We start from the raw sequence: 12,524 nt of genomic DNA, 5'->3' as shown, positions 1-12,524 counted from the left end.
CGCGGCCTCCTCCCGACCCGACATGGAAGGCACCCAAGGTGAGCACCGAAGCGTACGTGTACGACGCGATCCGCACCCCGCGCGGTCGCGGCAAGGCCGACGGGGCCCTGCACGGCACCAAGCCGATCGACCTGGTCGTCGGCCTCGTCCGGGAGACCCTGCGCCGCTTCCCGGACCTCGACCCGGCGGCGGTCGACGACATCGTCCTCGGCGTGGTCAGCCCCCTCGGAGACCAGGGCGCCGACATCGCCCGTACCGCCGCGGTCCTCGCGGGTCTGCCGGACACGGTGGCGGGCGTGCAGGAGAACCGCTTCTGCGCCTCCGGGCTCGAAGCCGTCAACATGGCGGCGGCCAAGGTCCGTTCGGGCTGGGAGGACCTGGTCCTGGCGGGCGGGGTGGAGTCCATGTCGCGGGTGCCGATGGGCAGCGACGGCGGCGCCTGGGCGCTGGACCCGACCACCAGCCACGCCACCGGCTTCGTCCCGCAGGGCATCGGCGCCGACCTGATCGCCACCCTGGAGGGGTTCTCCCGGCACGACGTGGACTCCTACGCCGCGCTCTCCCAGGAGCGGGCCGCCGCTGCCTGGAAGGACGGGCGCTTCGACCGCTCGGTCGTCCCCGTGCGGGACCGCAACGGGTTCCCCGTCCTCGACCGGGACGAACACATGCGGCCCGGCACCACCGCCGAGAGCCTGGCCGCGCTCAGGCCCTCCTTCGCCGGGCCCGGCGAACGGGCGGGGTTCGACGCGGTGGCGCTGCAGAAGTACCACTGGGTGGAGAGCATCGACCACGTCCACCACGCGGGCAACTCCTCCGGCATCGTCGACGGCGCCGCCCTGGTCGCGATCGGCAGCCGGGAGGCCGGCGAGCGCCACGGCCTGACCCCACGGGCCAGGATCGTCTCCGCGGCCGTGTCCGGGGCCGATCCCACCATCATGCTGACGGGCCCCGCGCCCGCCTCCCGCAAGGCCCTCGCCAAGGCCGGGCTGACCGTCGGCGACCTCGGCCTGGTCGAGATCAACGAGGCGTTCGCGGCCGTCGTCCTGCGCTACGTCAAGGACATGGGGCTGGACCTGGACCGGGTGAACGTCAACGGCGGCGCCATCGCCATGGGGCACCCGCTGGGCGCCACCGGCGCGATGATCCTCGGCACCCTCGTGGACGAACTGGAGCGCCGCGACCTGCGGTACGGGCTGGCCACCCTGTGCGTCGGCGGCGGCATGGGCATCGCCACCGTCGTCGAGCGCCTCTGACCCGCCGACCGCCTCCGCAGCCCTCCGCCTCCACGGGAGACACCAGTCATGGACACCACCGCACGCCCCTCCACCATCCGCTGGGAAGAGTCCGACGACCACGTCGTCACCCTCGTCCTCGACGACCCCGACCAGTCCGTCAACACCATGAACGCCGCGTTCATCGACTCGCTGGACGCCGTCGCGGCACGGCTGGCGGCCCACCGTGACACGGTCCGGGGCGTCATCGTCACCTCCGCCAAGAAGAGCTTCTTCGCCGGCGGCGACCTGCGCGACCTGATCGCCGTCACACCCGAGACCGCGGGCGCCTCCTTCGAGGCGGGGATGCGGGTCAAGCGCTCGCTGCGCGTCCTGGAGACACTGGGCAGGCCGGTCGTCGCCGCCATCAACGGAGCCGCGCTGGGCGGCGGTTACGAGATCGCGCTCGCCTGCCACCACCGGGTGGTGCTGGACAGCCCCGCCGCCCAAGTCGGATCCCCCGAAGTCACCCTGGGCCTGCTGCCGGGCGGCGGCGGAGTGACCCGCACGGTGCGGATGTTCGGCGTCGCGGAGGCCCTGCGGAAGGTCCTCCTGGAAGGCGGCCGGTACGGACCGGCGCGCGCCCTGGCGGCCGGCCTGGTCGACGAGATCGCCGCGAGCCCGGACGAACTCCTCCCCAGGGCAAGGACGTTCATCGACGCCCACCCGCGGTCCGCGCAGCCCTGGGACGCCCCCGGCTACCGCATCCCCGGCGGCACCCCCTCGACCCCGGAGCTCGCCGCACAACTCCCTTCCTTCACTCCGCTGTTGAAGAAACGGACGGGCGGCGCCCCGTACCCGGCCCGGCACAGCGTCCTCGCCGCGGCCGTGGAGAGCTCCCAGGTCGACGTGGACACGTCCTTCCTGGTGGAAGCCCGCCACCTGACCGAACTGGTCACCGGGCAGATCACCAAGAACATGATCCAGGCGTACTTCTTCGACCTTCAGGCGGTCAACTCCGGCGCCGGCCGCCCGCGGGGCGTCGCACCGCGCGAGGTCACCAAGGTGGCCGTGCTCGGCGCGGGCATGATGGGCGCCGGTATCGCCCACTCCTGCGCCGCGGCCGGTATCGACGTCGTGCTGAAGGACGTATCCGCCGAGGCGGCCGCGCGGGGCAGGGCCCACTCCGAGAAGCTGTGCGCCAAGGCCGTCGCCCGCGGCAGTTCGACCCGGGCGGCGGCGGACGCCCTGCTGGCCCGCATCACCCCGACCGCCGAGGTCCGGGACCTGGCCGGCTGTGACGCGGTGATCGAGGCCGTGTTCGAGGACACGGACCTCAAGCTCAAGGTGTTCCAGGAGATCCAGGACGTCGTCGCCCCGGACGCGCTGCTCTGCTCGAACACCTCCACGCTGCCCGTCACCGTCCTCGCCGAGGGCGTGGAGCGTCCGCAGGACTTCATCGGCCTGCACTTCTTCTCGCCGGTCGACAGGATGCCGCTGGTGGAGATCGTCAAGGGCGCAAGGACGGGGGAGGAGGCGCTGGCGCGCGCCTTCGACCTGGTGCGGCGGATCCGCAAGACCCCGATCGTGGTGAACGACTCGCGCGGCTTCTTCACCTCCCGGGTCATCGGCCGCTTCATCGACGAGGGCGTCGCCATGGTCGGCGAGGGCATCGAACCGGCCTCCGTCGAGCAGGCCGCCGCCCAGGCCGGCTACCCGGCCAAGGTCCTCAGCCTGATGGACGAGCTCACCCTCACCCTCCCGCGCAGGATCCGCGAGGAGACCCGCCGAGCGGTCGAGGCGTCGGGCCGCGCGTGGCAGGCGCACCCCGCGGACGCGGTGGTGGACCGCATGATCGACGAGTTCGGCCGCCCCGGACGGTCCGGCGGCGCGGGCTTCTACGACTACGCCGACGGCAGGCGCGCCGGGCTGTGGCCGGGACTGCGCGAGCACTTCACCGATCCCGCGCGGCAGCCCGCCGACCTGACCGAGACGATGGAGCGGATGCTCTTCGCCGAGGCGCTGGACGCGGTGCGCTGCCTGGAGGAGGGCGTGCTGGTCTCGGTCGCGGACGCCAACATCGGCTCGTTGCTCGGCATCGGCTTCCCGCCGTGGACGGGCGGCGTGCTCCAGTACGTCAACGGCTACGAGGGCGGGCTGCCCGGCTTCGTGACCCGCGCGCGGGAGCTGGCCGCGAAGCACGGCGAACGCTTCGCCCCGCCGGAACTGCTGCTGCGCAAGGCAGAACAGGGCGAGACCTTCACCGACGCCTGACCCGGCCCCGGGGCACCCTGACGCCCCCGCGGCCGACGGCAGGCCCTGACCAGAGCACGGCACGTCCTCGGCAGCGCTGTACGTCGCGACCGGCAGGCCACGTCCTCGGCAGCTCGGCACGCCGTCACCGGCAGGCCACGTCCCGGCGGTCCGGCACGCCGTCACCGGCACGGCACGTCCTCGGCAGCGCTGTACGTCGTGGCCGGCCCGCCACGTCCCGGCGGCACGGCACGCCGTCACCGGCACGCCACGTCCTGAGCAACACCCCCGTTCCCCTCGGCCAGGGCCCTCTTCTCCGAGGTCCCGGCCGGGTCGGGGCCCGCTCCACCCGGCTGCACCCGGCTCCACCCGGTTCCGCGCGCGACACGCTCCGCCCAGACGCTCCCCTCCGACCCGCAAGGAGGCCCCGATGACCCCGGCCCCCCGTACCAACGGCGACCTGCCCGACGACCCGGCCGACCGGACCCTGCCCCAGCTGCTCGCCCACAACGCCCACGCGTTCCCCGAACTCCCCGGCCTCTCCTGGCAGTCGGCGGACCCGGACGGCGACTGGACGACGCTGAGCTGGGCGGAGATCCACGAACACACCGGCAGACTCGCGGCCGGCTACCGCGCCCTCGGTGTCGGCCGCGGCGACCACGTGCTGCTGATGATGGCCAACCGGCCCGAGCACTGGCTGTCCGACCTGGCCCTGGTCCGCCTCGGCGCGGTCCCGGTCAGTGTCTACGGCACCGCGGCCCCCGGGCAGATCACCCACATCGCCCGCAACTGCCGTGCCCGCCTCGCCGTGGTGGAGGGACCGGAGCAGGCGGCCGTGTGGGCGGCCCCGCTGGCCGACACCGGCACCCCGCTGGAGCGCCTGGTGGTGGTCGAGGAGGGCACGGAGGGCACGGAGGGCGCCCACCTCCCGTACGCCGCCCTGCTCGGCGAACCGGTTCCGGAGCGGTTCGCCAAGGAACTGGACACCGCCCGCCCCGAGGACCCGCTGACCGTCGTCTACACCTCGGGCACCACCGGCGAGCCCAAGGGCGTCGTACTGACCCACCGCCAGGTGATGTCCAACGCCCGGGCACTGGACGCGGTGGTGGAGCTGCCCCCGCACGTCGAGCACATCTGCTACCTCCCCTTCGCCCACATCGCGGAACGGATGCTGGGCATCTACCTGCCCTGTCACCGGGCCTCGCACGTGTACCTGTGCGCCGACCCGACACGCGTCGGCGCGGTGGTGCGCAAGGTGCGCCCCGCGCAGTTCTTCGGCGTGCCGCGGATCTGGGAGAAGCTGGCCGCCGCCGTACGGGGCGTGCTCTCGCTGATGCCGGACGGCCAACGGGCCGTCATCGAGGGGGCGTTCGAGGTCGCCCGCGAGCACGTCGGGTACCGCGAGCGCGGCGGCACACCGCCCGCCGGGCTGGAGGAGAGCTACGCGCGGGTCCGGGCGGAGGTGCTGCTGCCGCTGCTGGCGGCGGGCGGCCTGGACCGGGTGACCTGGTCGGCGAGCGCGTCGGCGCCGATGCCGGTCGACGTGGTGCGGTTCTGGGCCGGCTTCGGCATCGTCGTCATGGACGCCTGGGGGCTGACCGAGACCACCGGCGTGGCCACCGGCAACAGCCCGCGCACCGGCTTCCGGCTCGGCTCGGTGGGCCGCCCGGTGGAGTCCGTGGAGATCCGCGTCGCGGCGGACGGCGAGATCCTGGTGCGGGGTTCCTCGGTGTTCTCCGGCTACCTCCAGCCGGACGGCTCGGTGCGGTCCGCTCTCGACGCCGACGGCTGGCTGGCCACCGGCGACATCGGCCGCGTCGACGAGGACGGCTACCTCTGGCTCACCGACCGGAAGAAGGAGATGATCGTCACCTCGACCGGCAAGAACGTCTCCCCGGCCCTGGTGGAGAACGCGCTCAAGGAACACCCGCTGATCGGCCAGGCCATGGTGCACGGCGACGACCGCTCCTACCTGGTCGCCCTCCTGGTGCTGGACGCGGAGACCGCCCCCGCCTGGGCCGCGGCCAACGGCGTCGAGGCGCCGGGCGGACCGGCGGGGCTGGCCGGACACCCCGCCGTCCGGGCGGAGGTGGACCGCGCGGTGGCCGCCGCGAACACCCGGCTCAACCGCACCGAGCAGGTCAAGCGGTACGAGCTGCTGGCCGAGGAGTGGGGCCCGGCGACCGGCGAGCTGACGCCGTCGCTGAAGATGCGGCGCCGGGTCATCCGGGACAAGTACGCCGACCTGCTGTCCGGGCTCTACCAGGACTGACCCGTAGCCCGCTCCGCGCGCAGCCGGCCGCCCGCCCCCGCCCGCCCGGGGACGGCCGGCCGGCGCGTCACGTCAGGCGCCGCTCAGAGTCCGTAGGTCCTGCCGATGACGTCCCGCTGGATCTCGCTGGTCCCGCCGTAGATCGTGGAGGCGACCGCGGCCCGCAGGTGGCGCTCCATGTCGAACTCCGTGGTGTAGCCGTAGCCGCCCATCATCTGCATGCCCTCCAGAGCGGCCCGCTTGGCGGTCTCGGTGGCCTTGAGCTTGGCCATCGACGCCTCGCGCGGGAACACCTCCTCGGGCCGCGCGTCGCAGTCCAGCGCCACCTCGCGCACCAGCAGCCGGGTGCACTCGATCTCGGTGGCCAGATCGGCGACCCGGTGCCGCAGCGCCTGGAAGGAGCCGACCGGCCGCCCGAACTGCTCGCGGTGGCGGACGTAGGCGACGGCGTCGTCGAAGGCGCGGCGCGCCAGGCCCAGCATGTTCGCGGCCAGGAAGAGCCGCTCGTGGTTCAGCCCGGCCATCAACTGCCGCCAGCCGTTGTCCACTTCGCCGACGACCGCGTCCGCGGGCAGCCGGACGCCGGTCAGGAAGACGTCGTTGACCTCCCGGCCGCGCATCGTCTCGATGCCCCGCACCTCCACCCCGGGCGTGTCGGCGGGCAGGTGGAACATGGTCAGCCCGCCGTGCTTGTCCTCGCCGGTGCGGGCCACCAGCAGGATGCTCTTCGCCAGGTGCGCGTTGGAGATCCAGGTCTTCTGGCCGTCGACGACCCAGCCGCCGTCCCGCTCCCGGCGGGCGCGGCAGCGCAGCGCGCCGACGTCCGACCCGGCCCCCGGCTCCGACATGGCGATGGCCAGGACCTCGCCGCGCACGGCACCGCCCAGCACCTCCCGCCGCTGCCGCCCGCTGCCGAACCGCTCGTACGCCTTCGCGGCGATGACGGTGGTGACGAAGCCGCCGCAGGGGACCATCCCGTACGAGGTCTCCTCCAGGAAGAGGCAGGCGTCGGCCAGTCCGCCGCCGGATCCCCCGTACTCCTCGGGCAGGCACACCCCGAGCCAGCCCAGATGGGCCAGCTTCGCGTACAGCTCGGGATGGTGGGCCTCGCGGCCGCCCCCGGTCAGCGCGTCGCGCTGCTCCCGGGTGCCGCACTCGCGCTTGGCGAGGTCACGCACGGCCGCGGCGAAGGCGGCCTGTTCCTCGGTGAGTCGACTGCCCATCAGGTCCTCCGGGATCCGTCTGCCGGTCGGCGGCTCGGTCAGGGGCGGGCACACAGGTGAGTTACAAAGAGATGCTATATGTATCAGAGCATCTCCGGGAGGTGTTCGCCGTATCCTGAGGAGCACCATGCGAACTGACACGAACGACTCGTGGCTCGCCCGGGCCCTCGCCGAGCCGCAGCCGACGGACGAAACGGCGCGCCGGATCCTCGACGCGGCACTGGAGCAGTTCACCCTCCTGGGGTTGCGCCGCTCCTCGATGGACGACGTCGCCAAGCGCGCCGGCGTCTCCCGGGTCACCGTCTACCGGCGCTTCCAGACCAAGGACAAGCTGGTCGAGGACACCCTGCTGCGCGAGCTCAGCCGGTTCTTCCAGCGGCTGGACGCCGCGGTGGCGGCGCTGCCGACCATGAAGGAGCGGGTCGTCGAGGGCTTCGTGGTGGCCCTGCGCCACACCCGCGCCCATCCGCTCTACGGCGGACTGCTGCGCCTCGAACCCGAACTGGTGCTGCCCTACCTGACCGTGCGCGGCAGCTCCTCGCTCTCCGCCACCGTCGAGTACCTGACGGTCCATCTGCGCCGGGCGCAGCAGGCCGAGGGCCGTCCCGGCGACGACCCGCGCCCGGTCGCCGAGCTGATGGTGCGGGTCGCTGTGTCGTTCCTGCTCAACCCCGCCAGCTGTATCGAGATGGAGGACGAGGACCAGGCGCGGGCCTTCGCCCGCCGCTACCTGGCCCCGCTGCTGGACGCCTGAGCGGACGGTCAGCGGCGCCGGTGCAGCGCCCGGGCCGTCCGCACCGCCCGCTCCCGGGTGGCCGCCGGGACCGCGAAGGAGGTCAGCGCGATCGGCGGGGTGAACCGCTGCACCGTCGTGGACTGCACGGAGGTGAACGCGCGCAGCCCTTCGGCGCCGTGGATCCGTCCGAAGCCGGAGTCCTGCGAACCGCCGAACGGCAGCGCGGGCACCGCCGCGAAACCCAGGACCGAGTTGACCGAGACCGCCCCCGCCCGCAGCCTGGCCGCGATCGCCGCACCGGCGCGCCCGCTCCGGCAGAACACCGCGGCACCGAGGGCGTACCGCGAGGCGTTGGCCCGCGCCACCGCCTCGTCCAGGTCCGCCACCGCGTTGATCGCCACCACCGGCCCGAAGGTCTCCTCGGTCATCGCCGCCGCGTCCTCCGGGACTGCGGTCAGCACGACCGGCGTCACGTACGGGGCGCGCACCGAGTCGGGCCCGCCCAGCAGGGCCTTCGCACCCGCCGAGACCGCGCCGCTCACATGCCGTTCGACGACCGCGGCCTGGCCCGCCAGGGTCATCGGGCCGTACGGGGCGCCCGCCTCGGCCCCCGGGCGCAGCGCCCCGGCCCGCTCCACCACCCGTTCGCACAGCGCCTCGTGGATCCCGCGCACCGCGTAGACGCGCTCCACGCCCGCGCAGGTCTGCCCCGCGTTGCTCAGCGCGCCCCACGCGATGGCGTCGGCCGCCGCGTCCAGGTCCGCGTCCGCGGCGACGATCACGGCGTCCTTGCCGCCGCACTCCGCGAGGAACGGGGTGAGCGTCCCGGCGCACACCGCCATCACCTTGCGGGCCGTGCCCGGCGATCCGGTGAACGCCAGTTTGTCGACCCCGGACCGGGCCAGGGCGTCCCCGGTGGCCGCCGCTCCGGTGACGGTGGTGAGCAGCCCGGCGTACGCGGGCACGGCGGCGTCGAAGAGCTCGGCCAGCAGGACGCCGGTGCCCGGTGTCAGTTCGGAGGGCTTGAAGACCACGGCGTTCCCCGCGGCCAGGGCGTAGCCGATGGAGCCCATCGGTGTGTACAGGGGATAGTTCCAGGGGCCGATCACCCCGACCACGCCGAGCGGGCGGTGCACCAGCGAAGCCCGCTGGTGGAGGGTGAACACCCCCGTGCCCACCCTTCGCCGGCGCAGCACGCGTCGCGCGTTGCGGGCGGCCCAGCCGAGGTGCTCCAGGGTGAGGACGACCTCCAGCGCGGCGTCACCGGCCGGCTTCCCGGTCTCCTCGGCGATGGTGCGGGCCACCGCGTCCAGGTCGGTGGCGAGGGCCTTCTTCCAGCGCAGCAGGTGCTGCCTGCGCCGGGACGCGGACAGTGCCGCCCAGCCGCTCTGGACGGCGCGGGCCCGGGCCACGGCGCGGGCCACCTCCTCGGGGCCGTGCACCGGGTGCGTGGCGATCGGCTCGCCCGTCGCGGGGGAGTGCGTGGTGAAGGAAGCGGGCCGTGCCGCGGCGGCCGGGGTGGTGTCGGTCATGGGGTCTCCTGGGGGCGGGCGTCGGGGGCGGACGGCCGCGCCGGAGCGCCGGCCCGTTCCTGCGGCGTCTCGTCCTGGAGCGGGGCCGGCGGGCGCGTGTGCGCCCAGTGCGGACCCAGGTCGTCCAGGGTCCAGCCGAACGGGTAGGTGCGCGCCTGGGGTCTGCGCGGGAACCGCTCCGGCCGCGCGGGCAGCAGCCGGATCAGCAGGGCCCGGGCGCGCAGCGCCCGGTGGACCGCGGTCCGCAGCCGGCGCGGCTCGGGCCGGAAGCCGAGCGCCGCCAGCAGCGGTTCGTCCAGCACGGCGAGGGCGACGCGGGACGCGGTACGCCGTAACGGCGACGGGTACCACGCGGCCATGATCCGCAGGGTGGCCGCGGCGACCCTGCGGTTGGCGGGGTCGTAGGCGAACATCTCGCGTTCGTAGTCGTCGTGGAGGCGTTCGAACGCGGCGTAGCCGTCCGGCAGACCGGAGATGCCCATCATCTCGCCCATCCGCCTGCCCACCAGCGCCAGGCTCTCGGTCTCCTGCTCGGACAGGCGCCGCCACCCGTACTCGTCGATCCACCGCTTCGGTCCCACCACGGTGGTGGCCAGCACGTAGAGGAAGTCCTCGTTCGGGATCCGGTAACGGCCGTGTATGCGGTTCAGATGGCGGGCGGCCGCCCGGCCGTGCTCCGAGTCCATCCCCTCGCGGACCATCTCGTACGAGATCAGCACCGTGTCGTCGTAGCGCTTCTGGCCCGCTCGTTCGAACTCCTGGGTGCGGTCCAGGAGTCTGGAGATGCGGGGGACGCCGTAGTCGCGCAGGAACGCGATCGACGTCCCGTGGAGATAGTCGTTCGGGAACTCGTAGTGGACGATCCACCGGTAGATCTGCTCGAAGTCCCGCTGCGGGTCCATCTGCCGGATGCGGCGCAGCCGACGGTAGCGGCCCATGGGTGATCCCTCCTGGCGCCGGCCGGTGAGTCGATGATACTGAAACTATTGAGTTGTATCTCCGGGGTCAAGACTCCTGCGCCGACCGCGCCGACGACCCGCCCGGGCCGGTGCTGCCCGGCTCGGGCGGGTGGGGGCCGAAGCGGTCCGAACGTGGATCAGACCGGGGTGGGCAACCGGTCCCGGGGAGCCGTGGGGGTCTCGGGACGGGCGAGGAAGCGCGGGGTCCACCAGTTCGATCGGCCCAGGAGGATCATCGCGGACGGCAGCACCACCGCGCGGATGACCGTCGCGTCCAGCAGGATCGCCGCGGCGAGGCCCACGCCGAGCTGCTTCATGTCGAGCGTGGACAGCGTCGCGAAGATCGCGAACACGGCGACCATGACCACGGCCGCGCTGGTGACCGTGCCCGCCGAACCGGTGATGCCCCGGGCCACCGCCTGCCGGGTGGGCACCCCCTGACCGACCAGCTCCCGGATCCGGCTGACCACGAAGATGTGGTAGTCCATCGACAGCCCGAAGAGCACGACGAACAGGAACAGCGGGAGCCAGGTCACGATCGCGCCGTTGGAGCGGAAGCCGAGCGGCCCCTCGGCCCAGTGGTGCTGGAAGACCAGGGTCAGCAGACCGTAGGAGGCCCCGGCGGAAAGGGTGTTGAGGGCGATCGCGGTGAGCGCGACGACCGGCGAGCGGAAGACCGCCATCAGCATGACCAGGGTGAGCAGCAGGACGAAGCCGATCGCCCAGGGCATCGCCTCCGTGGCGTCGTCGGTGAAGTCCGCGGTCAGCGCGACCGGACCGCCCACCGCGTGCTCGGTGACCTCGACCCCGTTCAGCGCCCGTGGCAGCAGCCGTCCGCGCAGCAGGTCGAGGGCGCGCTTCGCGTCGGCGGTGCCGGCCCGGTGGCCCACTCCCAGGTCGACGGTGGTCACCGTACGGTCCGCCGAGGTCCGCGGCCGGGCCGTCTGGTCCTCGGTGAACAGCGGCTGCCCGGCCGCCTCCCCGGCCAGCGCGGTCAGCGCCCTGCCGACCCGGGCGGCCTCCGCGGCCGGGGCCCGTACCACCACGCGCAGCGACGAGGAGCCGGTGGCGGGGAACGCGGCGGTGAGGCGGTCGTAGCTCTGCATGACGGGGAGGGTGCGGGGCAGGTCGGAGTCGTCGAGGAGCTTCAGCTTCATGCCGGTGGCGGGGGCGGCCAGCGCCAGCAGGGCCACGACCGAGACCGTGAGGGTCGCGGCGGGCCGGCGCAGGGCGGGACGCAGCACCGCCGGCCAGAAGCGTCCCGCATCCCGCTGACGCGCCGTCAGGCGCCAGACCAGCGGCACCCTCGGGCGCTCCAGCCGGGAGCCAAGTCCGGCCAGCAGGGCGGGCAGCACCGTCACCGAACCGAGGACCGCCACGGCCACCACCAGGATCGCGCCGATCGCCAGGGAGTGGAACGTCGAACTGTCCGAGACGAACATCCCGCACATGGCGACCGACACCGCGAGACCGGAGACCACCACCGCGTGCCCGGAGGTGGCCGCCGCGATCTCCACGGCGTCGATCCGGTCCCGGCCCAGCGCCCGTTCCTCGCGGTCGCGCCTGAGGTAGAAGAGCGAGTAGTCCACGCCCACGGCCATGCCGATGAGCAGGATCACGCTGTCCAGCACGTCGGTCGCGGGGACGAGCCGGGAGGCGAGGGCGGAGAGCCCGATGGCCGCGCCCACCGACGACAGCGCCAGCAGCACGGGGACGCCCGCCGCGAGCAGCGCCCCGAACGCCACCAGCAGGATGGCGAGGGTGACGGGGATGCTGACCAGCTCCGCCTTGTGGAAGTCGCCGTTGAGGCGGCTGTCCAGCGCGGCGCTCATCGAGGCGTCGCCCACCTCCTCGACCCGGAGTGCGGGAAAGGCCCCCGCGGTGGCTTCGGTCGCGTCCAGCAGCGGCCGGACCCGCGCGTCGGCGTCGTCGGCGTCGCCCGCCATCGTCGCCCGGACCAGCAGCGCCGAGCCGTTTCGCGCGGTCACGGCCTCGGCGACCTCGTCGACCTGCGGCAGCTTCGCCAGGCGGGCCCGTACGTCGGCCGCGGCCCGCCGCGCGCTCGGCCCGTCCAGGGCGCCGGAACGGGCGGTGATGAGCACGTTCTCCACGGCCGGGGCGGTCAGTCCGGCCCCGTCCTCGATCTCGGCGGCCCGCAGCGCCTCTCCCGTCGCCAGACCCATGTCGTCGGTCCTGGTGCCCACCGCGGCACCCGCGCCGACGCAGAGCACCACGAACAGCACCCAGGCACAGACCGCCCACCACGGGTGTGTCGCACTCCAGCGGGCTATGCGCACGGTCGCCCCGCCGCGTTCCCTCGTCATCTCGTCTTCTTCCG

General features: G+C 73.7%; 8 protein-coding genes. 4 read left to right on the top strand and 4 right to left on the bottom strand.

Annotated features, from left to right (window positions below; genetic code table 11):
• The first annotated feature begins 38 nt into the window (after positions 1-38).
• The 3 genes from ACZ619_RS05800 (at position 39) to ACZ619_RS05790 (ending at position 5,736) form a co-directional block, all read left to right on the top strand.
• Positions 39-1,253 (top strand): acetyl-CoA C-acetyltransferase, encoded by a 1,215-nt coding sequence (locus tag ACZ619_RS05800; RefSeq protein WP_469594599.1) that lies wholly within the window; start codon positions 39-41, stop codon positions 1,251-1,253.
• 48 nt (positions 1,254-1,301) lie between these two features.
• Complete coding sequence (locus tag ACZ619_RS05795; protein ID WP_469594597.1) at positions 1,302-3,485, top strand: 3-hydroxyacyl-CoA dehydrogenase NAD-binding domain-containing protein; 2,184 nt, start codon at positions 1,302-1,304, stop codon at positions 3,483-3,485.
• A 409-nt stretch (positions 3,486-3,894) separates the two neighbouring features.
• The gene (locus ACZ619_RS05790; RefSeq protein ID WP_469594594.1) at positions 3,895-5,736 is read left to right on the top strand and encodes an AMP-dependent synthetase/ligase; all 1,842 of its coding nucleotides are present in this window, start codon (positions 3,895-3,897) and stop codon (positions 5,734-5,736) included.
• Positions 5,737-5,819: 83 nt separating this feature from the next.
• Here the strand turns inward: ACZ619_RS05790 and ACZ619_RS05785 are convergent, their stop codons facing one another.
• Positions 5,820-6,959 (bottom strand): acyl-CoA dehydrogenase family protein, encoded by a 1,140-nt coding sequence (locus tag ACZ619_RS05785; protein WP_469594591.1) that lies wholly within the window; start codon positions 6,957-6,959, stop codon positions 5,820-5,822.
• 127 nt (positions 6,960-7,086) lie between these two features.
• On the opposite strand from ACZ619_RS05785, the gene ACZ619_RS05780 reads away from it, so the two are divergent.
• Positions 7,087-7,713, top strand: a complete 627-nt coding sequence (locus ACZ619_RS05780; protein WP_469594590.1) for a TetR/AcrR family transcriptional regulator — start codon at positions 7,087-7,089, stop codon at positions 7,711-7,713.
• 8 nt (positions 7,714-7,721) lie between these two features.
• On the opposite strand, the gene ACZ619_RS05775 is transcribed toward ACZ619_RS05780, so the two are convergent.
• From ACZ619_RS05775 to ACZ619_RS05765, 3 genes are all read right to left on the bottom strand, one after another.
• Positions 7,722-9,227: an aldehyde dehydrogenase family protein gene (locus ACZ619_RS05775; protein ID WP_469594588.1), complete on the bottom strand. Its 1,506-nt coding sequence runs from the start codon at positions 9,225-9,227 to the stop codon at positions 7,722-7,724.
• Positions 9,224-10,165: an oxygenase MpaB family protein gene (locus ACZ619_RS05770; protein ID WP_469594585.1), complete on the bottom strand. Its 942-nt coding sequence runs from the start codon at positions 10,163-10,165 to the stop codon at positions 9,224-9,226. The genes ACZ619_RS05775 and ACZ619_RS05770 overlap by 4 nt, the downstream gene beginning before the upstream one ends.
• A 158-nt stretch (positions 10,166-10,323) precedes the next feature.
• A complete protein-coding gene (locus ACZ619_RS05765; RefSeq protein WP_469594582.1) occupies positions 10,324-12,510 on the bottom strand; it encodes an MMPL family transporter in 2,187 nt (728 codons plus the stop codon).
• Between the last annotated feature and the right edge of the window lie 14 nt (positions 12,511-12,524).

Source organism: Streptomyces sp. NPDC104367 (genome assembly GCF_055583825.1).
The sequence above is the reverse complement of the archived record's forward strand: the minus strand, read 5'-3'. Positions and strand labels throughout refer to the sequence as shown.